The 25,833-nt window shown below is 69.6% G+C and carries 22 protein-coding genes and 2 tRNA genes; 22 read left to right on the top strand and 2 right to left on the bottom strand.

Features of this window, described 5'->3' with window-relative positions:
* Positions 1–60: 60 nt before the first annotated feature.
* The 5 genes from CHR28_RS22440 to CHR28_RS22420 are packed head-to-tail and all read left to right on the top strand — an operon-like array spanning position 61 to position 3,292.
* Entirely contained in the window at positions 61–243 is a 183-nt protein-coding gene (locus CHR28_RS22440; protein ID WP_094055477.1) for a hypothetical protein, read from the top strand.
* Positions 244–249: 6 nt separating this feature from the next.
* Positions 250–438 carry a hypothetical protein gene (locus CHR28_RS22435; RefSeq protein ID WP_094055476.1) on the top strand — a complete coding sequence of 63 codons (189 nt, stop codon included), beginning with the start codon at positions 250–252 and terminating at the stop codon, positions 436–438.
* A 4-nt stretch (positions 439–442) separates the two neighbouring features.
* On the top strand, positions 443–1,930 hold the full coding sequence (locus CHR28_RS22430) for a replication initiator (protein ID WP_094055475.1): 1,488 nt from the start codon (positions 443–445) through the stop codon (positions 1,928–1,930).
* Entirely contained in the window at positions 1,923–2,135 is a 213-nt protein-coding gene (locus tag CHR28_RS22425) for a helix-turn-helix domain-containing protein (protein ID WP_094055474.1), read from the top strand. Before CHR28_RS22430 ends, CHR28_RS22425 begins: the two co-directional genes overlap by 8 nt.
* Positions 2,135–3,292 (top strand): tyrosine-type recombinase/integrase, encoded by a 1,158-nt coding sequence (locus CHR28_RS22420; RefSeq protein ID WP_094055473.1) that lies wholly within the window; start codon positions 2,135–2,137, stop codon positions 3,290–3,292. Before CHR28_RS22425 ends, CHR28_RS22420 begins: the two co-directional genes overlap by 1 nt.
* A 66-nt stretch (positions 3,293–3,358) precedes the next feature.
* Here CHR28_RS22420 and CHR28_RS22415 read toward each other — a convergent pair.
* A tRNA-Gly gene (locus CHR28_RS22415) sits at positions 3,359–3,432 on the bottom strand.
* 166 nt (positions 3,433–3,598) lie between these two features.
* Between CHR28_RS22415 and CHR28_RS22410 the strand changes: the two genes are divergently transcribed.
* From CHR28_RS22410 to CHR28_RS22385, 6 genes are all read left to right on the top strand, one after another.
* Positions 3,599–3,675 (top strand) — tRNA-Pro (locus CHR28_RS22410).
* A gap of 193 nt (positions 3,676–3,868) precedes the next feature.
* The gene (tig, locus tag CHR28_RS22405) at positions 3,869–5,257 is read left to right on the top strand and encodes a trigger factor (protein ID WP_094055472.1); all 1,389 of its coding nucleotides are present in this window, start codon (positions 3,869–3,871) and stop codon (positions 5,255–5,257) included.
* Positions 5,258–5,613: 356 nt separating this feature from the next.
* Positions 5,614–6,219 (top strand): ATP-dependent Clp protease proteolytic subunit, encoded by a 606-nt coding sequence (locus tag CHR28_RS22400; protein WP_031114129.1) that lies wholly within the window; start codon positions 5,614–5,616, stop codon positions 6,217–6,219.
* Between the two features lie 109 nt (positions 6,220–6,328).
* Positions 6,329–7,036: an ATP-dependent Clp protease proteolytic subunit gene (locus tag CHR28_RS22395; protein WP_094055471.1), complete on the top strand. Its 708-nt coding sequence runs from the start codon at positions 6,329–6,331 to the stop codon at positions 7,034–7,036.
* Between the two features lie 181 nt (positions 7,037–7,217).
* A complete protein-coding gene (clpX, locus tag CHR28_RS22390) occupies positions 7,218–8,504 on the top strand; it encodes an ATP-dependent Clp protease ATP-binding subunit ClpX (protein WP_031114127.1) in 1,287 nt (428 codons plus the stop codon).
* Between the two features lie 177 nt (positions 8,505–8,681).
* On the top strand, positions 8,682–8,966 hold the full coding sequence (locus CHR28_RS22385) for a hypothetical protein (protein ID WP_143655871.1): 285 nt from the start codon (positions 8,682–8,684) through the stop codon (positions 8,964–8,966).
* Between the two features lie 101 nt (positions 8,967–9,067).
* On the opposite strand, the gene CHR28_RS22380 is transcribed toward CHR28_RS22385, so the two are convergent.
* On the bottom strand, positions 9,068–10,030 hold the full coding sequence (locus CHR28_RS22380) for a hypothetical protein (protein ID WP_094055469.1): 963 nt from the start codon (positions 10,028–10,030) through the stop codon (positions 9,068–9,070).
* Positions 10,031–10,168: 138 nt separating this feature from the next.
* Between CHR28_RS22380 and CHR28_RS22375 the strand changes: the two genes are divergently transcribed.
* From CHR28_RS22375 to CHR28_RS22325, 11 genes are all read left to right on the top strand, one after another.
* The gene (locus CHR28_RS22375) at positions 10,169–12,793 is read left to right on the top strand and encodes a valine--tRNA ligase (RefSeq protein ID WP_094055468.1); all 2,625 of its coding nucleotides are present in this window, start codon (positions 10,169–10,171) and stop codon (positions 12,791–12,793) included.
* Positions 12,794–12,970: 177 nt separating this feature from the next.
* Complete coding sequence (folC, locus tag CHR28_RS22370; protein ID WP_094055467.1) at positions 12,971–14,494, top strand: bifunctional tetrahydrofolate synthase/dihydrofolate synthase; 1,524 nt, start codon at positions 12,971–12,973, stop codon at positions 14,492–14,494.
* 6 nt (positions 14,495–14,500) lie between these two features.
* On the top strand, positions 14,501–14,857 hold the full coding sequence (locus CHR28_RS22365; protein ID WP_094055466.1) for a DUF4233 domain-containing protein: 357 nt from the start codon (positions 14,501–14,503) through the stop codon (positions 14,855–14,857).
* Between the two features lie 82 nt (positions 14,858–14,939).
* A complete protein-coding gene (gene ndk, locus CHR28_RS22360; RefSeq protein ID WP_094055465.1) occupies positions 14,940–15,353 on the top strand; it encodes a nucleoside-diphosphate kinase in 414 nt (137 codons plus the stop codon).
* Between the two features lie 275 nt (positions 15,354–15,628).
* Complete coding sequence (locus CHR28_RS22355) at positions 15,629–16,648, top strand: rod shape-determining protein (protein WP_006133575.1); 1,020 nt, start codon at positions 15,629–15,631, stop codon at positions 16,646–16,648.
* 145 nt (positions 16,649–16,793) lie between these two features.
* Positions 16,794–17,741 (top strand): rod shape-determining protein MreC, encoded by a 948-nt coding sequence (mreC, locus tag CHR28_RS22350; protein WP_094055464.1) that lies wholly within the window; start codon positions 16,794–16,796, stop codon positions 17,739–17,741.
* Positions 17,742–17,754: 13 nt separating this feature from the next.
* A complete protein-coding gene (gene mreD / locus CHR28_RS22345; protein ID WP_094055463.1) occupies positions 17,755–18,429 on the top strand; it encodes a rod shape-determining protein MreD in 675 nt (224 codons plus the stop codon).
* 148 nt (positions 18,430–18,577) lie between these two features.
* Positions 18,578–20,824: a penicillin-binding protein 2 gene (gene mrdA / locus CHR28_RS22340; RefSeq protein ID WP_094055462.1), complete on the top strand. Its 2,247-nt coding sequence runs from the start codon at positions 18,578–18,580 to the stop codon at positions 20,822–20,824.
* Complete coding sequence (rodA, locus tag CHR28_RS22335; protein ID WP_094055461.1) at positions 20,821–22,023, top strand: rod shape-determining protein RodA; 1,203 nt, start codon at positions 20,821–20,823, stop codon at positions 22,021–22,023. The genes mrdA and rodA overlap by 4 nt, the downstream gene beginning before the upstream one ends.
* 54 nt (positions 22,024–22,077) lie before the next feature.
* Positions 22,078–23,583, top strand: a complete 1,506-nt coding sequence (locus tag CHR28_RS22330) for a CYTH and CHAD domain-containing protein (protein WP_094055460.1) — start codon at positions 22,078–22,080, stop codon at positions 23,581–23,583.
* 88 nt (positions 23,584–23,671) lie between these two features.
* A complete protein-coding gene (locus CHR28_RS22325) occupies positions 23,672–25,642 on the top strand; it encodes a TIGR03960 family B12-binding radical SAM protein (RefSeq protein WP_094055459.1) in 1,971 nt (656 codons plus the stop codon).
* Positions 25,643–25,833: the final 191 nt, after the last annotated feature.

Below are 25,833 nucleotides of genomic sequence, written 5' to 3'. Positions count from 1 at the left end.
GCCGCCCCGGACGGCTCTCACCACTTCCAGACCCATCGATCCGAAAGGGCTCCACTCATCATGCCTGCCCGCGTCCCGAACCGTCCGGTCTGCCACCACTGCGACGGCTTCCCCGTCGTCTCGATCACCACCGGCGACCGCCACCGCGACGGCTCCCGCGTCCTGCTCCGCGTCGTCTGCCACGCCTGCCAGGGCACCGGCCACGTTCTCGCCGCCTCCGTCCTGGCCCGGACCGGGAGGTGACCGGCCGTGGCTGACCTGACCCCGACCCCGGATCGTCCCGGCCTCCGCGTCAGCAAGCCGTCCCCGTCCGCCCCCGCTACCGCGTCGGCGGTCTGCCACTGCGGTGCCTCCGCCAGGGCGACCGGTGACGCCCAGGTCAAGGCGCTGGTCGACGGCTACACCGCCAACCACGGCCCTGCCCACGGCAGGAGGTGACGACGTGACCGACGCCGCCACCATGGCGGGGCTCGACCCGGCCACCCTCGCTGATGTGCTGAGGGTGGCCGGCTCGGCCGACTTCGACCGCTGGCAAGAACAGATCAAGCGCACCGGCGGCTGTTCCGACCCGATCCGCCTCGTGGGCCAGACCAAGACCATCGACCCGGCCACCGGCACCGTGCTCCACGCCTACACCACCGCACAGGAACCCGGCGGCATGCTCCGCGTAGCTTGCGGCAACCGCCGCGCCTCGCGCTGCCCCTCCTGCGCCTGGACCTACGCCGGCGACACCTTCCACCTCATCCGCGCCGGACTGGTCGGCGACCCCGACAAGGGCACCCCGCGCACCATCCGCGAGCACCCCCGCGTCTTCGCCACCCTCACCGCCCCGTCGTTCGGCCCCGTCCACAACCGTCCCGGCACCCGGCCCTGCCGCTGCGGTCGGCGGCATGCCGAGGATGCGCCCGAACTCGGTACGCCGCTCGATCCCGAGTCGTACGACTACGCCGGGGCGGTGCTGTGGAACAACCATGCCTCCGAGCTGTGGCGCTACTTCACGATCTACCTGCGCCGCGAGATCGCCAAGCGGGCCGGGCTCACCCAGAAGGACGCGCACGAACAGTCCCGGGTCTCCTTCGGCAAGGTCGCTGAGTACCAAAAGCGCGGGGCCGTGCACTTCCACGCGGTGATCCGCTTCGACGGACCGGACGGACCGGACTCGCCCCCGCCGGCCTGGGCCAGCCTGGACCTGCTCACCGACTCCATCCGCGCGGCTGCCGCTCGCGTCGCGGTCGACGTTCCCCCGGGCGGTGACCAGCCTGCCCGCACCCTGCGCTGGGGCACACAGCTCGACGTACGCCCCATCAAAGCGTTCGGCGACGGCTCCGAGATCACCGAACTGGCGGTTGCCTCGTACGTGGCCAAGTACGCCACCAAAGCCGCCGAGACGACCGGCGCCACGGATGCCCCGGTGCACTGCCGCACCTGCCGGGGATCCGGCCGCTCCCCGCGCTACGACCGCGCTGGCTCAGCCCTCGCCCGCTGCGTCGACTGCCAGGGCACCGGACTGGGCGAAGACCTCGCCCGCCTGGAGATCCCCCCGCATGCCCGGCGCTTGATGGCCGCATGTGTCCGCCTCCAGCCGCTCTACCCCGACCGCCACCTTGCGCGGTGGGCTCACATGCTCGGCTTCCGGGGCCACTTTTCCACCAAGTCCCGCCGCTACTCGACCACTCTCGGCGCCCTGCGCCAGGTCCGCGCCGACTACCGCGCCGCCCAGCAGCGCGAAGCCCTCGGCCTGCCCCACCTCGACGACAACCCGGAGGCAACCACGCTCACCCTCGCCCACTGGACCTACGCCGGCCACGGCCACACTCCGGGCGAATCCTGGCTAGCCGCCAACATTCGTCGCGACATCCAACTTAACCGCGAAACCGCACGTGAGGCGCTTACCGATCTGCGCCAGGAAGGAGAGCACGACCATGAATGAGCGGTACCTCAACGTCGACCAGGTCGCGGAACTGCTCGGCACAACCGTGCGTTTCCCCCGGCGCCTCATCGAGGAGCGGCGCATCACTTACGTGAAGGTGGGCCGTCACGTCCGGATCCCCGAGAGCGCGGTTCGCGAGTTCATCGAGGCCAACACGGTGCAGCCGCGTCGGCGTGGTGCGGTCCTTCGGGGGGTGGCTGCCTGATGGCAGGGAAGCGCCGGCACTTCGGCCGGGTCCGCAAGCTCCCGTCCGGTCGCTATCAGGCCCGCTACCTCGGCCCTGACGGGCAGCTTCGGCCTGCGCCCCACACGTTCCGCACCAAGAAGGATGCGGACGACTGGCTTGCCGACAAGCAGACCGAGCTTCGGCGCGGCGACTGGCACGACCCCGACGCCGGCAAGGTGGCGTTCGGCGAGTACGCGGCTGCCTGGGTCAAGGAACGCGAGCTGACCAGCACGACCCGGCAGCTCTACGGCTCGCTCCTGCGGCACCACCTCGAACCCGCTTTCGGGTCCGTCAACGTCGCGGAGATCTCGCCCCCGCTCGTGCGACGCTGGCGCGCTGACAAACTCGCCTCTGGCACGGGCCCGACCACGGTCGCCAAGGCTTACGCCTTGCTGCGCGCGATCATGGGTACGGCCGTTGCCGACCAGATGATCAGGCGCAACCCGTGCACGATCAAGGGTGCAAGCACCGTGCACACCCCGGAGCGGCCGACCGCCACCGTGCAGGAGGTCTACGACCTGGCCGACGCCATGCAGCCCCGCTACCGGGCGCTGGTGCTGATGGCCGGGTTCCTCGGCCTGCGCTGGGGCGAGCTGATCGGTTTGCACCGCCGGGACATTGACCTGGACCACGGCACCGTGAGGGTCCGCCGGGCCGTCGCCGAGCTGTTCAACGGACAGCGCGAGATCAAGGCCCCCAAGAGCGCTGCGGGCAAGCGCACCGTCTCGATCCCGGCCGCGATCATCCCGGACATCCGCGAGCACCTGGAGCGCTACGCGGAGGCCGGCGCCGATGGCCGGGTCTTCCTCGGTGCCAAGGGGGCGACTCCCCGCCGGAACCACTTCAACCGGCTGTGGCGCAAGGCGTGCAGTGATGCCGGGATCAAGGACCTGCACTTTCACGATCTTCGGCACACGGGCAACACTCTGGCGGCCTCCACTGGTGCGAGCACGCGCGAGCTGATGGCGCGCATGGGCCACAGCACCGCCCGGGCCGCGCTGATCTACCAGCACGCCAGTGCCGCCCGTGACCGGTTGATCGCCGACGCGCTGAGCGACCTGGTCGACAAGGGCCGCAAGCCCCGGCGGAAACAAGATCCAGAGCCGCAGGGGCACGCGGGGGACACGCCGGACTGAACGCAGTCCCCGGAAACACTCAGGGCCAGGCCGAGGAATTATCCTCTGACCTGGCCCTGAGCCATATGGAGCGGGCGACGGGAATCGAACCCGCGTAGCTAGTTTGGAAGACTAGGGCTCTACCATTGAGCTACGCCCGCACAGCACGCGCCGCAGGTCGGAGCGACCGCGGCACTGAAGGCATCGTAGCGGGTCGGGCCCGCCCCACGCACACCGCATTTCCGGCCCCGGCCGACGCGGCGCCTGCCCTGTGGAAATGCGGCGGTCGCAGCGCCCGGCGGCATGTACCCTACGTGTCGCACCAGACGGGGTGTGGCGCAGCTTGGTAGCGCGTCCGCTTTGGGAGCGGAAGGCCGTGGGTTCAAATCCCGCCACCCCGACCAGCCACCCGACCACCTCGGGTGATCGTCTCCTGATCACTCGCGTGATCGCCTTTTGGGCGGTGTAGTCGCTGCCGTTACTATGCAAGCTGCACGCCCGTGTGTCTCATCGTCTGAAGTCCTCCGGGCGGCGAAATCCGCCGGGCCGTTCTGGCCCCGGCAGAAACCAAGAAGTCAGCCACAAGGAGACCGAACCGTGAAGAGCGCCGTGGAGACCCTGAACCCGACTCGGGTTCGGCTCACTGTCGAGGTGCCCTTCGAGGAGCTCAAGGACAGCCTCGACGCGGCGTACAAGAAGATCAACCAGCAGGTCACGGTGAAGGGCTTCCGCAAGGGCAAGGTCCCGGCCCGGGTCATCGACCAGCGGTTCGGCCGCGGTGCGGTGCTGGAGGAGGCCGTCAACGACGCGCTTCCCAAGTTCTACACCGACGCGGTCAACGAGGCCGAGCTCAGCCCGCTGGGCCAGCCCGAGGTCGACATCACCGAGCTGAAGGACGGCGAGACGCTGAACTTCACCGCCGAGGTCGACATCCGCCCGGCCATCGAGATCCCGGACTACTCCGGCATCGAGGTCGAGGTCGACGCGGTCGAGGTCACCGACGAGGACGTCGACAAGGCCGTAGAGGAGCTGCGCGAGCGCTTCGCCTCCACCGCCCCGGTCGAGCGTGCCGCCGAGGACGGCGACGTCGTGACGATCGACCTGGAGGCCAAGGTCGACGGCGAGGTCCTGGAGGACGGCGTCGCGAACGGCGTCTCCTACACCATCGGCTCCGGTGAGCTGCTGGACGGCATCGACGACGCCGTGAAGGGCCTGGAGGCCGGTGGCGAGGCCACCTTCACCTCCGAGCTCAAGGGCGGCTCCGCCGCCGGCAAGGAGGCCGAGGTCACCGTCAAGGTCACCCAGGTCGCCAAGCGCGAACTGCCCGAGCTGGACGACGAGTTCGCGCAGCTCGCCTCCGAGTTCGACACCCTCGAGGAGCTGCGCGCCGACAGCCGCAAGCGCCTGGAGAACATGAAGCAGTACGACCAGGCCACGCAGGCCCAGGAGCGCGTCCTGGAGAAGCTGCTGGAGCTCGTCGAGGTGCCCGTCCCCGAGAAGCTGCTCGAGGACGAGATCAACACCCGCAAGCACAACCTGGAGCACCACCAGCTCGGCCAGATGGGCCTCGACCTCGCGAAGTACCTGGAGATCCAGGGCAAGACCGAGGAGGAGTTCGACACCGAGACCCGTGAGGCCGCGGTCAAGGGCATCAAGACCCAGTTCGTCCTCGACGAGCTGGTCAAGCAGGAGAAGCTGAACGTCAACCAGGAGGAGCTCACCGAGCACCTCATGCGCCGCGCGGCCTCCTCCGGCATGTCCCCCGACCAGTTCGCCCAGGCGGTCGTCGAGGGCGGCCAGGTTCCGCTGCTGGTCGGCGAGGTCGCCCGCGGCAAGGCCCTGGCCGTCGTGGTCGAGAAGGCCACGGTCAAGGACACCAACGGCGAGATCGTCGACCTCGACGACGAAGAGGACGAGACCGAGTCCACCGAGGCCTCCGCCGAGGAGACCCCGGCCGAGTCCGCCGAGGAGAAGACCGAGGGCTGACCCCGGTCGCCGTGAGTCACTGAGAAGGCCCTGGGGCACACCCCAGGGCCTTCTTGATCTTGCCGGTGGGCAGCGTCCCCAAGGGGCGCGGGGAACTGCGCGGGCAACCACGACGCACCCGCGGCCCGGCGACGGCAGGACCACCCCGGCGAGACGCCCCGGCCCCACCGGCGGAGCCCACCGCGCTACGCCCCCGGCGAACACTCCCATCTCCGGGATTCCCCGAAGGGACCCGCGCGTTAGGGTCCATGAATACCAGGGCAGTGGAGTCTCCGATACGGCTCCCGCCCCGCAGGGAACACGTGAGACGGCCCGGCGCCGTCGTAAGACGAGCAGGTGGATACGTGACGAATCTGATGCCTTCAGCCGCCGGCGAGCCTTCCATCGGTGGTGGCCTCGGCGACCAGGTCTACAACCGGCTGCTCAACGAGCGGATCATCTTCCTCGGCCAGCCGGTCGACGACGACATCGCGAACAAGATCACCGCACAGCTGCTGCTCCTTGCCTCGGACCCCGACAAGGACATCTACCTCTACATCAACAGCCCCGGCGGTTCGATCACGGCCGGCATGGCGATCTACGACACCATGCAGTACATCAAGAACGACGTGGTGACGATCGCCATGGGTCTCGCGGCGTCCATGGGCCAGTTCCTGCTCAGCGCGGGCACCCCCGGCAAGCGCTTCGCGCTGCCGAACGCCGAGATCCTGATCCACCAGCCCTCCGCCGGCCTCGCCGGCTCCGCCTCGGACATCAAGATCCACGCGGAGCGGCTGCTGCACACCAAGAAGCGCATGGCCGAGCTCACCGCCCAGCACACGGGCCAGACGGTCGAGCAGATCACCCGCGACTCGGACCGCGACCGCTGGTTCGACGCCTTCGAGGCCAAGGAGTACGGCCTCATCGACGACGTGATCGCCACGGCCGCCGGCATGCCGGGCGGCGGCGGCACCGGGGCCTGACAGGTCCCACGCGGCTCCACGAGCCCCGTAGGACCCCGCCCGGGCCCCGGAGGGCCCGGGGCGCCCCAGCAGCCCCAGCCGACCGCCTCAGCCCCTTTCAGGAGACACCGTGAACGCATTCCCCGGCAGCGGGATCTACGACCGTATGCAGGCCGTGCAGGACATGAGCGGCTCGCAGGGCCGCTACACCGGCCCGCAGGCCGAGTCCCGCTACGTCATCCCGCGCTTCGTCGAGCGCACCTCCCAGGGCATTCGCGAGTACGACCCGTACGCGAAGCTCTTCGAGGAGCGCGTGATCTTCCTCGGCGTCCAGATCGACGACGCCTCCGCCAACGACGTCATGGCGCAGCTGCTGTGCCTGGAGTCGATGGACCCCGACCGGGACATCTCGGTCTACATCAACAGCCCCGGCGGCTCCTTCACGGCGCTCACGGCGATCTACGACACGATGCAGTACGTCAAGCCGGACATCCAGACGGTCTGCATGGGCCAGGCGGCCTCCGCCGCGGCCGTCCTGCTGGCCGCCGGCACGCCGGGCAAGCGCATGGCCCTGCCGAACGCGCGCGTGCTGATCCACCAGCCCTACAGCGAGACGGGCCGCGGCCAGGTGTCCGACCTGGAGATCGCCGCGAACGAGATCCTCCGGATGCGCACGCAGCTGGAGGAGATGCTGGCCAAGCACTCCACCCAGGCGATCGACAAGATCCGCGAGGACATCGAGCGCGACAAGATCCTCACGGCCGAGGACGCGCTGAACTACGGGCTGATCGACCAGATCATCACCACCCGGAAGATGGACAACTCGAGCCTGCGCTGAGGCGCGAGGCTGTAACGTCTGCCGCCCCTTGGCACGGTTTGGCCCGGTTCACGTCAAAGCGAACCGCGCCAAGGGGGGCCCGAACGGGGGGCCCGGCAAGGTACCGTCGGACATAAGGCAGCACCAGGAGTCCGCTGGACGTCGACGTCCAGGAGTCTCCCAGGCGAAGGGGAAGCACACCGTGGCACGCATCGGTGACGGCGGCGATCTGCTCAAGTGCTCGTTCTGCGGCAAGAGCCAGAAGCAGGTCAAGAAGCTCATCGCAGGGCCCGGTGTCTACATCTGCGACGAGTGCATCGATCTCTGCAACGAGATCATCGAGGAAGAGCTGGCGGAGACCAGCGAGGTCCGCTGGGAGGAACTCCCGAAGCCGCGCGAGATCTACGAGTTCCTCGAGGGCTACGTGGTGGGCCAGGAGGCCGCCAAGAAGGCCCTGTCCGTGGCGGTGTACAACCACTACAAGCGCGTCCAGGCCGGTGAGAACGGCGGGGCGAACGGCCGCGACGACGCCATCGAGTTGGCGAAGTCCAACATCCTCCTGCTCGGCCCCACGGGCTCCGGCAAGACCCTCCTCGCGCAGACCCTGGCGCGCATGCTGAACGTCCCCTTCGCCATCGCCGACGCCACGGCCCTGACGGAGGCCGGCTACGTCGGCGAGGACGTCGAGAACATCCTCCTGAAGCTGATCCAGGCCGCCGACTACGACGTCAAGAAGGCCGAGACCGGGATCATCTACATCGACGAGATCGACAAGGTCGCGAGGAAGAGTGAAAACCCCTCCATCACGCGCGACGTCTCGGGCGAGGGCGTTCAGCAGGCCCTGCTGAAGATCCTGGAGGGCACCACGGCGTCGGTCCCGCCGCAGGGCGGCCGCAAACACCCGCACCAGGAGTTCATCCAGATCGACACGACGAACGTGCTGTTCATCGTGGGCGGTGCCTTCGCCGGCCTGGAGAAGATCATCGAGGCCCGGGCCGGCGCCAAGGGCATCGGTTTCGGCGCGCAGATCCGCTCCAAGCGCGAGATGGAGTCGAAGGACCAGTTCCAGGAGGTCATGCCGGAGGACCTGGTCAAGTTCGGCATGATCCCCGAGTTCATCGGCCGGCTCCCCGTCATCACCTCGGTCCACAACCTCGACCGCGAGGCCCTGCTGCAGATCCTCGTCGAGCCGCGCAACGCGCTCGTCAAGCAGTACCAGCGCCTCTTCGAACTCGACGGCGTGGAGCTGGACTTCGAGCGCGAGGCGCTGGAGGCCATCGCCGACCAGGCCATCCTCCGCCAGACCGGCGCGCGCGGCCTGCGCGCCATCATGGAGGAAGTCCTCCAGGGCGTGATGTACGAGGTCCCGTCCCGCAAGGACGTGGCCCGGGTCGTCATCACGGCGGACGTCGTCCAGTCCAACGTCAACCCGACCCTGATCCCCCGCGACGCCCGCGGCCGGGGTCCGGGCGAGCAGAAGACGGCCTAGCTGTCGACCAGTTGTCTGAGAGGCGTCCGGTACACGGGGTGTGCCGGACGTCTCTTCTTTGCACGCAGACGCAAGAATCGCGCCATGCTCACGGCAACTCTTGAGAGCGGCGACAGGTGCGTGATCAACTGGGCCCGACCGCACCGAATGTTCGTTCGATACGAGGGGGAAGTCGGTATGAAACTGCAGAGGACGAAGAGGCTCCTGTCGGTGGCAAGCGTCGTTGCTGCGGCGGGAGTCCTTCCGCTGATCAGCGCTACCCCGGCCAGCGCCGACCAGGGCGCCTGCACGAAGTACCTCGCAAACAAGGGGTACCTCGTCGGGCCCAAGGTCAAGTCCGCATGTGCAAACCCGGCGCTGCACACGCCCCTGGGCGTCGTGCCGGACTTCGACTGCACTCATGGTCTGCGCGTGGCGGGGGTCAAGGACCAGCACGCCATTGATGCCTGTAAGCGAGCCTGAGTCATCGACTCGCAAGCGTCCGTAAGGCCGCTGACGGGGAGCTCAACCGGCTGGTCGGGCTCCCCGTACAAGTCGTAGCGCTCGTACCTGAACGAGCCTCGTCAGGCCTTGACGCGGATCTCCGGGCGCAGCTTGGTTGTGACGTCAATGGCGGCGTCCTTAGTGGTCTCCTTCGTGGCATCACCCGAGGAGACGACGGCAATGGTGCTGTAATCGGCCCAGGCGCAGAACCAGTTGGTCTGCTCCTTCTTGGTCATCACGTTCTGCCCCTTCAGTGCCTGGCACTTCATGACCGCGCCGTCCAGGTCGGCTTCCTCGGGCTCGCCGATCAGCTCGGTCTTGGCGCCGCTGCTGCTGGAGGAGTCCTCCTCGGCCGACTTCTTGAAGTTGGCGAAGAAGGTGTCCAGGGACGCCTCAGGGTCGGCGACCTCTCCGTAGACACCGAAGAACTGCACGCTCTTGGCCGTCGCCAGCGTTGCGGCCGAGGACGGGTCCGAGGGGTCGTACTTGGTCGGGTCCACCGTCGAGTAGGAGCCCAGCACCGACGTGCCGTTCTTGACGCCGCTTTTCTCCAGTTCCTTGGTGGAGTCATCGCCGGCGGACGCCCCGTCCTTCGTGACGCGGTTGTACTCGCTCAGCACCTTCGCCGGGGTCGCCAGCTTGTGGGGGCCGTCGTCCTCCACGGCGCCCGCGCCGCCGCCACCGCCGAGTACGAAGTACGCGCCCACGCCGATCGCCGCGACCACGGCGACCGCGCCGATGACGATGCCCGTCTTCTTCTTGCCGCCGCCCGGGGCCGGGGGCTGGGGCACGCCGTAGGGGGCCTGGCCGTAGGGCGGCTGCTGGCCGTACGGGGGCTGCTGGCCGTAAGGGGCCTGCTGGGGCGGGACGCCCTGCGGGGGCTGCTGCGGGTAGCCGTAGCCGGGCTGGGGCGGAGGGGCCTGCTGGGGGTAGCCGTAGCCGGGCTGGGGCGCCTGCGGCTGCTGGCCGTACGGACCCGGCTGGCCGTACGGTCCGGGCTGCTGGGGCTGCCCGCCGTACGGGCCCGGCTGGTTGTAGCTCATGTTCTGGGTTCCCCTCCAGATGCTTACGTGTTTCCGACATCCTGGCGCAGACCCGCCGTGTGCATGGCAGCGGGGCCCGCACCGTTACAAGACAAACGCGTTTCGGGACGGGGTCGTGACACCTCTAAACTGACCCCCGTGACCGAGAACGCTCAGCAGCAGCCACCAGCGCCCAGCACCGACCTGCCGACCCAGTACGCGCCGGCCGACGTAGAGGGGCCGCTGTACGAGCGCTGGGTGGAGCGGGGTTACTTCGAGGCGGACGCCAAGAGCGACAAGCCGCCGTACACCATCGTCATCCCGCCGCCGAACGTCACGGGCAGCCTGCACCTCGGGCACGCCTTCGAGCACACGCTCATCGACGCCCTGACCCGCCGTAAGCGGATGCAGGGCTACGAGACGCTGTGGCAGCCGGGCATGGACCACGCCGGCATCGCCACGCAGAACGTCGTCGAGCGCGAACTCGGCAAGGAGGGCAAGTCCCGCCACGACCTGGGCCGGGAGGCCTTCGTCGAGCGGGTCTGGCAGTGGAAGGGCGAGTCCGGCGGCCAGATCAGCGGCCAGATGCGGCGGTTGGGCGACGGCGTCGCCTGGTCGCGCGAGCGCTTCACGATGGACGAGGGCCTGTCCCAGGCCGTCCAGACCATCTTCAAGCGCCTCTACGACGACGAGCTCATCTACCGCGCCGAGCGCATCATCAACTGGTGCCCGCGCTGTCTGACCGCGATCTCGGACATCGAGGTCGAGTACCAGGACGACGACGGCGAGCTCGTCTCCATGAAGTACGGCGACGGGGACGACACCATCGTCGTCGCCACCACCCGCGCCGAGACGATGCTCGGTGACACGGCCGTCGCCGTCCACCCCGAGGACGACCGCTACAAGCACCTGGTCGGCAAGCTCATCAAGCTGCCGCTGACCGACCGCTCCATCCCGGTCGTCGCCGACGAGCACGTCGACCCCGAGTTCGGCACGGGTGCCGTCAAGGTCACCCCGGCGCACGACCCGAACGACTTCGAGATCGGCCAGCGCCACGGCCTGCCGGCCATCACGATCATGGACGAGCACGCGGTCATCACCGCCCACGGCCCCTTCCAGGGCCTGGACCGGCTGGAGGCCCGCTCCGCGATCGTCGCCGCGCTGCGCGCCGAGGGCCGGATCGTCGCCGAGAAGCGGCCCTACGTCCACTCCGTCGGCCACTGCTCGCGCTGCAAGACCACCATCGAGCCGCGCCTGTCCATGCAGTGGTGGGTCAAGGTCGGCCCGCTGGCCAAGGCGGCCGGTGACGCCGTCCGCGACGGCCGCGTCAAGATCCACCCGCAGGAGATGGAGAAGCGCTACTTCGACTGGGTCGACAACCTCCACGACTGGTGCATCTCGCGCCAGCTGTGGTGGGGCCATCGCATCCCGGTCTGGTACGGCCCCGACGGCGAGGTCGTCTGCGTCGGCCCCGACGAGGAGCCGCCGAGCGGCGAGGGCTGGCGTCAGGACACCGACGTCCTCGACACCTGGTTCTCCTCGGGCCTGTGGCCGTTCTCCACGCTCGGCTGGCCCGAGCAGACCGAGTCGCTCGCGAAGTTCTACCCGAACTCCGTCCTGGTCACCGGCTACGACATCCTCTTCTTCTGGGTCGCCCGGATGATGATGTTCGGCCTGTACGCCATGGACGGCACCCCGCCGTTCCACACCATCGCCCTGCACGGCATGGTCCGCGACCAGTTCGGCAAGAAGATGTCGAAGTCCTTCGGCAACGCGGTCAACCCGCTGGACTGGATGGACAAGTACGGCTCCGACGCCCTGCGCTTCACCCTCGCCCGCGGCGCCAACCCGGGCGTCGACGTCCCGATCGGCGAGGACTGGGTCCAGGGCTCGCGCAACTTCGCCAACAAGATCTGGAACGCCACGCGCTTCGCGCTGATGAACGGCGCGACGGTGGACGGCCCGCTGCCGGAGGCGGAGAAGCTGTCGTCGACGGACCGCTGGATCCTGTCCCGCCTGAACTCGGTCGTGGCCGAAGTCGACGCGTACTACGACGACTTCCAGTTCGCGAAACTGTCGGACTCGCTGTTCCACTTCGCGTGGGACGAGGTCTTCGACTGGTACGTCGAGCTCTCCAAGACGACGTTCCAGGCGGGCGGCGAGGCGGCCGAGGTCTCCAAGCGCGTCCTCGGCGAGGTCCTCGACGTCACGCTGAGGCTGCTGCACCCGGTGGTCCCCTTCGTCACCGAGACCCTGTGGACCACGCTCACCGGCGGCGAGTCGGTCGTCATCGCCGACTGGCCGAGCGACAGCGGTTTCCGGGACGCCGACGCCGAGCGTGAGATCGAGTCCCTCCAGTCGGTCATCACCGAGGTCCGCCGCTTCCGCGCCGACCAGGGCCTGCAGCCGGGCCAGCGCGTCCCGGCCCGCCTCACCCTGGACGGCACGCCGTTTGCGCCCCACGAGGCCGCCATCCGCCAGCTGCTGCGCCTGCAGCCGGAGGGCGAGTCCTTCACGGCGACGGCGACCCTCCCGGTCGCCGGTGCCGAGGTCGCCCTCGACCTGTCCGGCACGATCGACGTCGCCGCAGAGCGCAAGCGCCTGGCGAAGGACCTCGCCGCGGCCGAGAAGGAGAAGGCCCAGGCGAACGCCAAGCTCGGCAACGAGGCGTTCCTGGCGAAGGCCCCCGACCACGTCGTCGACAAGATCCGCACCCGCCTCGCCAAGGCGGAGGAGGACATCGCCCGCATCCAGTCCCAGCTGGAGCGCCTGCCGCAGGCGTAAGGGTGCGTACGGCGTGAGAGGCCCCGGGAGCCATCGGTCCCGGGGCCTCTCACGTGGCTTAGGGGTACGTACTTCAGGGACGCGGGGAACTGCGCGACAAGCCACCACGAACCCGCACACACACGACGACACAAACCACCCCCGACCGATGTCACCGCCGCTCCGTAGACTGGCCCCGTGAGCGAGCTCCCTCCAGACCACGACGCCGACGACCAGCCCGACCCCCGCACCGCCTTCGACGAGATCATCGCGGAGGAGACCACCCGCGACCCCGATCTCGCGGTCATCGAGGCCGGCAGCCGAACCCTGCGCACCCAGGGCGGCCCCCCGGAGGCCGACATCCCGGCCCGGCCCGCCGACCCCGAGGTCGACAAGGCCCTGCGCGAGGTCGAGGCGGAGCTCGCCACCCGCTGGGGCGAGACGAAGCTGGAGCCGTCGGTCAGCCGGATCGCCGCCCTGATGGACGTCCTGGGCGAGCCGCAGCGGTCGTACCCGTCGATCCACATCACGGGCACCAACGGCAAGACGTCCACGGCCCGCATGATCGAGGCCCTGCTGGGCGCCTTCGAGCTGCGCACCGGCCGCTACACCTCGCCGCACGTGCAGTCGATCACCGAGCGCATCAGCCTGGACGGCGCCCCCATCTCCGCCGAGCGGTTCATCGAGACGTACCGGGACATCAAGCCGTACGTGGAGATGGTCGACGCCTCGCAGGACTACCGCCTGTCCTTCTTCGAGGTGCTCACGGCCATGGCGTACGCGGCGTTCGCCGACGCCCCCGCGGACGTCGCCGTCGTCGAGGTCGGCATGGGCGGCTCCTGGGACGCCACGAACGTGATCGACGGTGACGTCGCCGTCGTCACCCCCATCGACCTCGACCACACCGACCGCCTCGGCACCACGCACGCCGAGATCGCCACGGAGAAGGCCGGCATCGTCAAGCAGGGCGCCACCGTCATCCTGGCGCAGCAGCCGGTCGAGGCCGCGCAGGTGCTGCTGAAGAAGGCCGTCGAGGTGGACGCGACGGTGGCCCGGGAAGGGCTGGAGTTCGGTGTCGTGGACCGGCAGGTGGCCGTCGGCGGGCAGCTGCTGACGCTGCGCGGGCTGGGCGGCGAGTACCGGGAGGTGTACCTGCCGCTGCACGGCGCGCACCAGGCGCACAACGCGGCCGTGGCGCTCGCCGCCGTCGAGGCGTTCTTCGGCGTCGGCGCGCAGCGGCCCGACCCGCTGGACCTGGACACGGTCCGCAAGGCGTTCGCCGCCGTGGCCTCGCCCGGCCGCCTGGAGGTCGTGCGGCGCTCCCCGACGGTCGTCCTGGACGCCGCCCACAACCCGGCGGGCGCCCGGGCCGCGGCCGAGGCGATCGGGGAGGCGTTCCAGTTCAGCCGCCTCATCGGCGTGGTCGGCGCGAGCGGCGACAAGAACGTACGGGAGCTGCTGGAGGCCTTCGAGCCGGTGTTCGCCGAGGTCGTCGTCACGCAGAACTCCAGCCACCGCGCGATGGACGCCGACGAGCTGGCCGGCATCGCCGTCGAGGTGTTCGGCGAGGAGCGCGTCCAGGTCGAGCCGCGGCTGCCCGACGCGCTGGAGGCCGCCATCACGCTGGCCGAGGAGGAGGGCGAGTTCGCGGGCGGCGGTGTGCTCGTCACCGGTTCGGTCATCACCGTCGGCGAGGCCCGACTGCTCCTGGGGAAGGGCTGAGAACCCATGCGTACGCTCTGTTCTTCCACGCTGATCGGCGAGTTCTTCGTCATCGGCTTCGCCGGGCTGGTCGCCATGAAGGACCCCGACCTGTCCATGAGCACCGTGTGGACGGTCAGCGGCATCGCGATGTTCCTGTGCGTGCTGCTGTGCGGCCTGGTGACGCGGCCCGGCGGGGTCGCGCTCGGCTGGGCGCTGCAGATCGCGCTGATCGCGTCCGGCTTCATCGTGCCGACCATGTTCTTCCTCGGCGCGATCTTCGCGGCCCTGTGGTGGGCGTCCGTGCACTACGGACGGAAGGTGGACGAGGCCAAGGCGAGATTCGCCGCCCAGGCCGCTTCCTCCACACCTGACGCTGCGTAAAAGGCGCCCCGACACGCCGGGTAATCTCGTCCCACCGCATCACCGCTTCACCGCACAGCCTTGACGCATAAGGAGCCCCGTCGTGACCCAGCGCACCCTCGTCCTCCTCAAGCCCGACGCCGTCCGTCGTGGCCTGACCGGCGAGATCATCAGCCGCATCGAGCGCAAGGCGGGCTGGACGATCACCGCGCTGGAGCTGCGCACCCTGGACCAGGACACGCTGGAGCAGCACTACGGCGAGCACAAGGGCAAGCCCTTCTACGAGCCGCTGGTGGCGTTCATGGCCTCCGGTCCGGTCGTGGCGCTGATCGTCGAGGGTGAGCGGGTCATCGAGGGCGTGCGAGCGCTCGCCGGCCCGACCGACCCGATCGCCGCGGCGCCCGGCTCCATCCGCGGCGACTACGGCGTCATCGTCCGGGAGAACCTGATCCACGCCTCCGACTCCGAGGAGTCCGCCGAGCGCGAGGTGAAGATCTTCTTCCCCGGTCGGGCGTAGGCTCGGCACCCCACCAGCACAAACGGCGGGTTCGGGGGCGTCGGCCCCCGGACTTTGCGGCATATGCGTGGCGTACGAGGGAACGATCGCCCCCGAACGCCCGTCTCCACAAGCGAACCCGCACAGCATCTGCTGACAATGGCGGAGACCCTCCCGCAGTGTTCGCGAAGGCGCGTCTACCATGGAAGCCTTCACGTCACAGCACCCACCTTTGCCGACCTGAAAAGCCCTCAAAAGCTCATGGGAAGGCCAGACGAATCCTGATGGGGAACTCAATGTCGTTCATCGGCCGTGACATGGCTGTCGACCTCGGGACCGCCAACACGCTGGTGTACGTCAGGGGTCGCGGGATCGTACTCAACGAGCCGTCCGTTGTCGCGATCAACACCAACACCGGTGGCATCCTCGCGGTCGGCGCCGAAGCGAAGAAGATGATCGGGCGCACGCCCGGCAACATCGTTGCCGTTCGTCCGCTGAAGGACGGCGTGATCGCCGACTTCGAGATCACCGAGCGGATGCTCCGCTACTTCATCCTGAAGATCCACAAGCGGCGGTATCTGGCTCGTCCGCGGGTCGTCGTCTGTGTGCCCTCGGGCATCACGGGCGTCGAGCGCCGTGCCGTCATCGAGGCGTCGTCCCAGGCCGGCGCCCGCCAGGTGCACATCATCGAGGAGCCCATGGCCGCGGCCATCGGCTCCGGCCTGCCGGTCCACGAGGCCACGGGCAACATGGTGGTCGACATCGGCGGCGGCACGACGGAGGTCGCGGTCATCTCCCTCGGCGGCATCGTCACCGCCCAGTCCATCCGTGTCGCCGGTGACGAACTGGACAACGCGATCATCCAGCACATCAAGAAGGAGTACTCGCTCCTGCTGGGTGAGCGGACGGCCGAACAGATCAAGATCACGATCGGTTCGGCGTACGACCTCGACACCGACGAGCACACCGAAATCCGCGGCCGGGACCTGGTCTCCGGCCTGCCGAAGACCGTCGTCATCTCCGCGGCCGAAGTCCGCAAGGCGATCGAGGAACCGGTCAACGCCATCGTCGACGCCGTCAAGACGACCCTCGACAAGTGCCCGCCGGAGCTGTCCGGCGACATCATGGACCGAGGAATCGTTCTGACCGGCGGCGGAGCGCTGCTGCGGGGCCTGGACGAGCGGCTGCGCCGGGAGACCGGCATGCCGATCCACATCGCCGAGGACCCGCTGGACAGCGTGGCGCTCGGATCCGGAAAGTGCGTCGAGGAGTTCGAGGCGCTGCAGCAGGTGCTGGACGCCCAGCCGCGCAGATGACATAACTCTTCGATTCCGCCGTACGGGACGATCTCCTCTCGTACGGCGGATCGTTGATATAGAGGCATAAGCTCCCGTAAAGCAGCCCCTCGGTATTCCCTGGGGGCTTCCCGAATTCCTATGAGGAAGGGCACGGCCGCCGCACGTGAGGGACACACGAGAGAGCCGGCTGCTCCTGGTGCTGCTGATCGCCATCGCGTTCGCGTTGATCACGGTGGACATCCGCGGTGGGGAGGACTCGCCCGTCGACGGTGCCCGGCAGGCCGCGGCGACGGTCTTCGGCCCGATCGAGAGCGGCGTGTCGTCCGCGGTCGACCCGGTCGGCAACGCGGTCTCCGCCATCCGCGACTCCGGCGAACGACACGACCGGCTCGCCGCGCTGGAGAAGGAGAACGCGGCCCTGAAGGCCCGCCTCGGCAGCGACGACCGCGCCCGCAGCCGCCTCAAGCAGCTCGACACGATGCTGAAGGTCGCCGGGCAGGGCCAGTACGGCATCAAGGGCGCCGAGGTCATCGCCATCGGCGCGGCGCAGGGCTTCTCCTGGACCATCACCATCGACGTCGGCGCCAACGACGGCATCAAGCGGGACATGACCGTCCTGAACGGGGACGGGCTGGTCGGCCGCGTCACCACCGTCGGGCCGAACACCTCCACGGTCCTGCTCGCCAGCGACCCCGACTTCACGGTCGGCACCCGCATGGAGTCCGGTGACGAGCTGGGCTTCGCCTCCGGGCAGGGCGACCGCCCGCTGCGCGTGGAACTCCTCAACGGCAAGGCCGAGGTGAAGAAGGGCGACCGCCTCGTCACCTTCGGCTCGCAGGCCGACCGGCCCTTCGTGCCCGGCGTGCCGGTCGGCGTGGTCTCCCGCGTCGACCCCTCCGGCGGCGGCCTGACCCGCACGCTGTACGTCACGCCGTACGCCGCCTTCACCAAGCTCGACATCGTCGGTGTCGTGGTCGAGCCCCCGAAGAAGGATCCGCGTGACACGGTGCTCCCGCCCAAGCCCAAGCCGACCCCGAGGCCGACGGTGACGGTGACCGTGACGCCGTCCGCCGAGGCCCCCGTGGACGGCCAGAACCAGCAAGAGCAGTAGGAGCTGTCACCTCATGCGCGTCAACCGGATCCTGCTCTCCTCCGCCCTGGTCGTCGTCGCCCTGGTGATCCAGGTCAGCGTCCTCGCCCGGCTCCACCTGCCGGGCGCCGTGCCCGACCTGTTGCTGCTCACCGTCCTGGGCCTCGCGCTGGTGTACGGGCACGTCGGGGGTGCCCTCGTCGGCTTCGGCGCGGGCCTGCTCGCCGACCTGGCCCCGCCCGCCGACCACGCCGCCGGGCGGTACGCCCTGGTGCTGTGCGTCATCGGCTATCTCTCGGGCTTGGTGAAGCCCGAGAGCGGCCAGCTGAAGTCCGCCACCGGCCCGATGGTCGTGGTGGTCGCCGCCGCGGTCGGCTCGACCCTGCTGTACGCCGGGGTCGGGGCCCTCGTCGGGGACACCGCCGCCCGCCATGTGGGCCTGAGCGGCCTGCTGTTCACGGCCGCCCTGTACGACCTGCTGCTCGCCCCGTTCGTGGTGCCGGGGGTGATGGCCCTGGCCCGGCGCGCCGAGAACGATCCGCTCGCCGAGTCCACGTCGGCCGCCGCCAAGGCCACGGACATCTCCTCCGGCTGGCTCTCCGGCGGCACGGGCCTGCGGATCGGCAGCCAGCGCAACGGGCTGCGGGTGAAGGCGGCCCGGGCCCGGATGGCGCGGGCCGGGCGCATCAAGGGGGTCAAGCGGCTGTGACACCGGGGAAGTTCACCCGAACGGGGCGGTCCAGTAGGAACGCCGGCGCGTGGGCCCGTCGTTCATCACTCGTCACCGCACACACGTGTGCGGACAGACCGTCGTACTCGCACATCCGTACCCGCACGGAGAGGGGGAGGCAGCCGCAGTGACCAACATTCCCGAGACCGGACGGAACCCACGGGTCCAGATCCGGCTCGTCGTCATCCAGGTCCTGGTCCTCTCCCTCCTGCTCACCCTCGGCGGACGCCTGTGGTACCTCCAGATCCGTGAGGGCGCGGCCTACGCCAAGGAGGCCTCCGGCAACCACGTCCAGCAGGTCGTCCAGCCCGCCGTCCGCGGCTCCATCCTGGACGCCCGCGGGGTGGCCCTCGCGGACAACGAGACGCGCCTGGTGGTCTCCGCCTCCCGCACCGACCTGCTGAAGATGAAGGACGACGGCAAGGAAGTCCTCACCAAGCTCGCCGATGTCCTCGGCATGACCCCCAAGGAGGTCATGGAGAAGGTCCGGCTGTGCGACGCCAAGACGCCCCAGCCCTGCTGGAACGGCTCGCCCTACCAGCCCATCCCCATCACCGACGAGGCCACGCCCAAGCAGGCCCTGCAGATCCGCGAGCGCGCCGAGGACTTCCCCGGCATCACCGCCGAGCCGCAGGCCGTGCGCCGCTACCCGAGCCCGGGCAAGGCCAACACCGCCCAGGTCCTCGGCTACCTCTCCCCGGTCACCGACGAGGAGATCAAGAAGGCGCAGAACACCAACTCGCCGTACCTGCGCTCCGACCAGGTCGGCCGCTCCGGCCTGGAGCGCCAGTACGACAAGCAGCTGCGCGGCAAGGCCGGCGTCACGCGCTACGAGGTCGACAACCTCGGCCGTGTCATCGGCCAGGCCGAGGCCGACCCCACCCAGCCCGGCGACAACCTCGTCACCAGCATCGACGCCCGCGTCCAGCGGATCGCCGAGTACGAGCTGAACGAGGCCATGAAGCAGGCCCGCAAGGAGCACGACCGCAACACGGGCACGAACTACAAGGCCGACTCCGGCGCCGTCGTCGTCATGGAGGCCAAGACCGGCCGCGTCGTCGCCATGGCGTCGAACCCGAGCTACGACCCGAACGCCTGGGTGGGCGGCATCTCCGCCAAGGACTACGCCAGGCTCACCGGCAAGAAGTCCAACTACCCGCTGCTCAACCGCGCCATCCAGGGCCAGTCGGCGCCCGGCTCCATCTTCAAGGTCATCCCGACGGCCGCCGCGGTCAACGCCGGCTACTCCTTCAACGGCCCCTACGAGTGCTCCAGCTCCTACTCCATCGGCGGCCAGGTCTTCAAGAACTTCGAGTCCAAGGGCTACGGGGCGATCAGCCTCGGCCGCGCCCTGGAGGTCTCCTGCGACACGGTCTTCTACCGGCTCTCGCACGAGGAGTGGAAGCGCGACGGCGGCACCAAGCCGAAGAAGAACGCCAACGACTGGTTCTACAAGACCGCCCACCAGTTCGGCCTCGGCGAGGAGACCGGCATCGACCTGCCGAACGAGGTCACCGGCCGCGTCCCCGACCGCCAGTGGAAGCTGGACTACTGGAAGGCCAACAAGGACGCCTGGTGCCGCACCGGCAAGCGCAACGGCAGCTACGCCGAGAAGATCGCCTACGAGAACTGCCTCGAAGGCAACCGCCTGCGCGCCGGTGACTCCGTCAACTACTCCATCGGCCAGGGCGACACGCTCGTCACGCCCATCCAGATGGCCACCATCTACGCAGCCATCTCCAACGGCGGCACGATGTACACGCCCTCCGTCGGCAAGGCCGTCATCAGCGCCGACGGCAAGACCGTCACGCCGATCAAGCCCAAGGCCCACGGCAAGCTCCCGATGAGCCAGAAGACGCGCAACGAGATAAGCGATGCCCTCGCGGGAGTCGCCACCCGCGGTACGGCCGCCTGGAGGTTCGGCGGCTGGCCGCAGGACCGGATCCCGATGCACGCCAAGACGGGTACGGCCGAGGTCTACGGCAAGCAGACGACCTCCTGGTTCGCCACGTATACCAAGGACTACGCGGTCGTCATGACGATCTCCCAGGGTGGTACGGGCTCCGGCGCCTCGGGTCCGGCCGTGCGCAACATCTACAACGCGCTGTACGGCGTGTCCCCGGACGGCGACATCGACCCGAAGAAGGCCCTGCTGCCCACGCCCCAGAAGACCCTGCCGAAGGTCAAGGTCGACGGCACCATCGCCTCCCCGAAGATGTCCAAGGACCCGGCCAAGGACCAGCAGGCCAACAAGAAGGACCCGAACGCGCCGGCCGACCCGCTCCAGCCGGCGACGGCGGCCCCGCCGACGCCCGAGAACCGTGACACCCGAAGGCGCCGGCGCCGGCGGGGAAGCCGGAGGTTGCCGACATGACCGGCGGTGTGAACAGCTTCCAGGTCTCCGGCTACGGACCCGAGCGCTCCGGCTGGACCCGGCTGCTGGCCCGGGACTCGGTGGCCCGGCGCCTCGACTGGCCGATCCTGCTGTCGGCGCTGGCCCTGTCCCTGCTCGGCACGCTGCTGGTCTACTCGGCCACCCGCAACCGCACCGAGCTCAACCAGGGCGACCCGTACTACTTCCTCGTCCGGCACCTGCTGAACACCGGCATCGGCCTCGCCCTGATGGCCGGCACGGTCTGGCTCGGCCACCGCGCCCTGCGCACGGCCGTGCCGGTCCTGTACGGCCTGTCGGTGCTGCTGATCCTGCTGGTGCTCACCCCGCTCGGCTCGACGATCAACGGCGCCCACTCCTGGATCAAGCTCCCCGGCGGCTTCTCGCTCCAGCCCTCGGAGTTCGTGAAGGTCACGATCATCCTGGGCATGGCGATGCTGCTGGCGGCGCGGGTCGACGCGGGCGACAAGCAGTACCCCGACCACCGCACGGTCGTGCAGGCCCTCGGTCTGGCCGCCGTGCCCATGCTGATCGTGATGCTCATGCCCGACCTCGGGTCGGTCATGGTGATGGTCATCATCGTGCTCGGTGTCCTGCTCGCCTCCGGCGCCACCAACCGGTGGGTGTTCGGCCTGCTGGGCGCGGGCGCCGCCGGCGCGATCACCGTCTGGCAGCTCGGCGTGCTCGACGACTACCAGATCGCCCGTTTCGCCGCCTTCGCCAACCCCGAGCTCGACCCGGCCGGCGTCGGCTACAACACCAACCAGGCCCGCATCGCCATCGGCTCCGGCGGACTGACCGGCTCCGGCCTCTTCCACGGCTCGCAGACCACCGGCCAGTTCGTGCCCGAGCAGCAGACGGACTTCGTCTTCACGGTGGCGGGGGAGGAGCTGGGCTTCCTCGGCGGCGGCCTGATCATCCTGCTGCTCGGCATCGTCCTGTGGCGGGCCTGCCGTATCGCCCGGGAGACGACCGACCTGTACGGCACGATCGTGGCCGCCGGCATCGTCGCCTGGTTCGCCTTCCAGACGTTCGAGAACATCGGCATGACCCTCGGCATCATGCCGGTCACGGGCCTGCCCCTGCCGTTCGTGTCGTACGGCGGCTCCTCGATGTTCGCCGTGTGGATAGCGGTGGGACTGCTGCAGTCGATCCGGGTGCAAAGACCCATGTCGGCATGACACGAGCGGGGTGGTCCCCTGCCGCCCCGCGTCCGGGCCGACTAGATTCGGTTCATGGCGGACACCAAGCGTGAGATCGAGCGGAAGTACGAGGCCGAGGACAGCGGGCTGCCGGACCTGACCGGTGTGCCCGGAGTCGCGAAGGTGGTCGACAAGGGGGTCGCCCACCTCGACGCGACCTACTACGACACCGTCGACGAGCGCCTCGCGGCGACATCCGTCACCCTGCGCCGCCGCACCGGCGGCTCGGACGCCGGCTGGCACCTGAAGTTCCCGGTCGGCCCGGACACCCGGGACGAGATCCACGCCCCGCTCTCCGACACCCTGCCCGGTGAACTCGCCGGGCTCGTCCGCTCCCGCGTCCGCGACGGCGAGCTGCTCCCGCTGGTCCGGCTGCGCTCCGAGCGGGACGTACGGCACCTCGTCGACGCCGAGGGCCGGCTGCTCGCGGAGGTCAGCGTGGACGCCGTGCACGCCGAGCGGCTCACGGCCGGCGGGGGCGAGGCGCAGTGGACCGAGATGGAGGTCGAGCTCGCCGACGGCGGCGACCCGGCCTTCCTCGACAAGGTGGAGAAGCGGCTGCGCAAGGCCGGCGTGCGGCCCTCGAAGTCGCCGTCCAAGCTGGCGCGGGCCCTGGCGGAGACGGCGCCCCGCAAGCGGCGCCCCTCCGCGGAGGCGGGGGAGCCGGTGACGGCCGGGGACCACGTGCTCGCGTACGTGCGCGTCCAGCGCGACGCGATCGTCGCCCTGGACCCCGCGGTCCGCCGGGACGCCGAGGACGCCGTGCACAGCATGCGCGTGGCCACCCGGCGGCTGCGCAGCACCTTCAGGACCTTCCGGGACATCCTCGACCGGACCGTCACCGACCCGGTCGCCGACGAGCTGAAGTGGCTGGCCGGGGAGCTGGGCCTGGACCGCGACCGCGAGGTGCTGGCCGCACGGCTGACGTCGGCCCTCGGCGAGGTGCCCGACGACCTGGTCCGCGGCCCCGTCGGCCGGCGCCTGCGGGACTGGTCGAGCGCCGAGCACCACACGGCCCGCGGCCGGCTGCTCGGGGTCCTGGACTCCCGCCGCCATCTCGCCCTGCTCGACACCCTGGACGCGCTGATCGCCGATCCGCCGCTGCTGAAGGCGGCCGGGAAGAAGCCCGGCAAACCGCTCGCCGACGCCGTGGACAAGGACTTCCGCAAGGTGGCCCGGCTGGTGGAGCGGGCGCTGGAGCTGGAGCCCGGCACCGAGCGGGACGTCGCCGTGCACGAGGCCCGCAAGAAGGCCAAGCGCGCCCGCTACGCCGCGGAGGCGGCCGAGCCGGCCCTGGGCAAGCCCGCCAGGACCATGCTCAAGTCCATGAAGTCACTCCAGAAATTGCTCGGCGAGCACCAGGACAGCGTGATGGCCCGGCACACCCTGCGCGAGCTGTCGGCGGTCGCCCACGCGGCCGGGGAGAGCGCGTTCACCTACGGCCTGCTCCACCAGCGCGAGGAGCAGCGGGCCCTGCGCACGGAGGCCGAGCTGCCCGGGCTGTGGAAGGAGATCAAGGGCGCCGCGGCGGGCCTGTGAGGCCCGGGGCGTACGGAGGTGCCCCGCGGCCGCGTTAGGCTGGATGGTCACCCCTGTCAGTTAAGTCCAGCTCACGAAGGTGCGCGACATGCCTGCCGAAGTCGCTGCGTCGGTGTTCCCGCAGCTCGAAGCTCTGCTCCCGCATGTGCAGAAGCCGATCCAGTACGTCGGCGGAGAACTGAACTCCACGGTCAAGGACTGGGAGTCCTGTGACGTCCGCTGGGCGCTCATGTACCCGGACGCGTACGAGGTCGGTCTGCCCAACCAGGGCGTCCAGATCCTCTACGAGGTCCTGAACGAACAGCAGGGCGTCCTCGCCGAGCGCACGTACAGCGTGTGGCCGGACCTGGAGGAGCTGATGCGCGAGCACGGCGTCCCCCAGTTCACGGTCGACAGCCACCGGCCGGTGAAGGCGTTCGACGTGCTCGGCCTCTCCTTCTCCACCGAGCTCGGCTACACGAACATGCTGGCCGCCCTGGATCTGGCGGGCATCCCGCTGGAGTCGAAGGACCGCGGCCTGGACGACCCGATCGTCCTGGCCGGCGGCCACGCCGCGTTCAACCCCGAGCCGATCGCGGACTTCATCGACTGCGCCGTGATCGGTGACGGCGAGCAGGCCGTCCTGGAGATCACCGCGATCGTCCGCGCCTGGAAGGCGGAGGGCCGCCCGGGCGGCCGCGAGGAGCTGCTGTTCCGCCTGGCGAAGACGGGCGGGGTGTACGTGCCCGGCTTCTACGACGTCGAGTACCTGCCCGACGGCCGTATCGCCCGTGTGGTGCCCAAGCGCAGCGGTGTCCCGTGGCGGGTGTCCAAGCACACCGTCATGGACCTGGACGAGTGGCCGTACCCCAAGCAGCCGCTGGTCCCGCTGGCCGAGACGGTGCACGAGCGCATGTCGGTGGAGATCTTCCGCGGCTGCACGCGGGGCTGCCGCTTCTGCCAGGCCGGCATGATCACGCGTCCGGTCCGGGAGCGTTCGATCACGGGCATCGGCGACATGGTCGAGCAGGGCCTGAAGGCGACCGGCTTCGAGGAGGTCGGCCTGCTGTCGCTGTCCTCCGCGGACCACAGCGAGATCGGCGACATCGCCAAGGGCCTCGCCGACCGCTACGAGGACGACAAGATCGGCCTGTCGCTGCCGTCGACCCGCGTGGACGCCTTCAACATCGACCTGGCCAACGAGCTGACCCGCAACGGCCGGCGTTCGGGCCTGACCTTCGCCCCCGAGGGCGGCTCGGAGCGCATCCGCAAGGTCATCAACAAGATGGTCTCCGAGGACGACCTGATCCGCACGGTCGCCACCGCCTACGGCAACGGCTGGCGGCAGGTGAAGCTGTACTTCATGTGCGGCCTGCCCACCGAGACCGACGACGACGTCCTGCAGATCGCCGACATGGCGACGAAGGTCATCGCCAAGGGCCGCGAGGTCTCCCGCTCCAACGACATCCGCTGCACGGTCTCCATCGGCGGCTTCGTGCCCAAGCCGCACACGCCCTTCCAGTGGGCCCCGCAGCTGTCCGCCGAGGAGACCGACGCCCGTCTGGCCAAGCTCCGGGACAAGATCCGCGGCGACAAGAAGTACGGCCGCTCCATCGGCTTCCGCTACCACGACGGCAAGCCCGGCATCGTCGAGGGCCTGCTCTCCCGGGGCGACCGCCGCATCGGCGCGGTCATCCGCGCGGTCTACGAGGACGGCGGCCGCTTCGACGGCTGGCGCGAGCACTTCTCCTACGACCGCTGGATGGCGTGCGCGGACAAGGCCCTGCAGCCGTTCGGCGTGGACGTCGACTGGTACACCACCCGCGAGCGCACCTACGAGGAGGTCCTGCCCTGGGACCACCTCGACTCGGGCCTGGACAAGGACTGGCTCTGGGAGGACTGGCAGGACGCCCTCGACGAGACGGAGGTCGAGGACTGCCGCTGGACCCCGTGCTTCGACTGTGGCGTCTGCCCGCAGATGGATACGGCCATACAAATCGGTCCGACCGGCAAGAAGTTGCTTCCGCTGACGGTCAAGAACGGTGGTCCGACGCCGGCTTCGGGTGGCCATGCGCACTGAGGTGGGCGAGGCACTCGATCGGGTGGTGGGGGCGCTGGCGGGGGTGAGCGAGGAGGAGGTGGCGGCTGCGCTGGCTGCGGTCGGCGCTTCGGCCCCTTGCCCGTCGGCGCCGTTGGCGTCCTCCCGGCCTCCGCTGCCGAGCCCAAGGAGCGCCTCGCGAATCGTCTCCGAGGTGGAGTGGGTCTGAGGAA

The organism is Streptomyces sp. XY006, from assembly GCF_002237655.1.
GTDB lineage: Bacteria > Actinomycetota > Actinomycetes > Streptomycetales > Streptomycetaceae > Streptomyces > Streptomyces levis.
The sequence above is the reverse complement of the archived record's forward strand: the minus strand, read 5'-3'. Positions and strand labels throughout refer to the sequence as shown.

What these genes read in the sequence shown, in the direction of transcription:
- CHR28_RS22355 (WP_006133575.1), top strand. Translation starts at nt 15,629, where the DNA reads ATGTCGTTCATCGGCCGTGACATGGCTGTCGACCTCGGGACCGCCAAC.
- CHR28_RS22325 (WP_094055459.1), top strand. Translation starts at nt 23,672, where the DNA reads ATGCCTGCCGAAGTCGCTGCGTCGGTGTTCCCGCAGCTCGAAGCTCTG.
- CHR28_RS22365 (WP_094055466.1), top strand. Translation starts at nt 14,501, where the DNA reads ATGCGTACGCTCTGTTCTTCCACGCTGATCGGCGAGTTCTTCGTCATC.
- CHR28_RS22380 (WP_094055469.1), bottom strand. Translation starts at nt 10,030, where the DNA reads ATGAGCTACAACCAGCCGGGCCCGTACGGCGGGCAGCCCCAGCAGCCC.
- CHR28_RS22330 (WP_094055460.1), top strand. Translation starts at nt 22,078, where the DNA reads ATGGCGGACACCAAGCGTGAGATCGAGCGGAAGTACGAGGCCGAGGAC.
- CHR28_RS22420 (WP_094055473.1), top strand. Translation starts at nt 2,135, where the DNA reads ATGGCAGGGAAGCGCCGGCACTTCGGCCGGGTCCGCAAGCTCCCGTCC.
- CHR28_RS22385 (WP_143655871.1), top strand. Translation starts at nt 8,682, where the DNA reads ATGAAACTGCAGAGGACGAAGAGGCTCCTGTCGGTGGCAAGCGTCGTT.
- CHR28_RS22440 (WP_094055477.1), top strand. Translation starts at nt 61, where the DNA reads ATGCCTGCCCGCGTCCCGAACCGTCCGGTCTGCCACCACTGCGACGGC.
- mreD (WP_094055463.1), top strand. Translation starts at nt 17,755, where the DNA reads ATGCGCGTCAACCGGATCCTGCTCTCCTCCGCCCTGGTCGTCGTCGCC.
- CHR28_RS22425 (WP_094055474.1), top strand. Translation starts at nt 1,923, where the DNA reads ATGAATGAGCGGTACCTCAACGTCGACCAGGTCGCGGAACTGCTCGGC.
- rodA (WP_094055461.1), top strand. Translation starts at nt 20,821, where the DNA reads ATGACCGGCGGTGTGAACAGCTTCCAGGTCTCCGGCTACGGACCCGAG.
- CHR28_RS22400 (WP_031114129.1), top strand. Translation starts at nt 5,614, where the DNA reads ATGCCTTCAGCCGCCGGCGAGCCTTCCATCGGTGGTGGCCTCGGCGAC.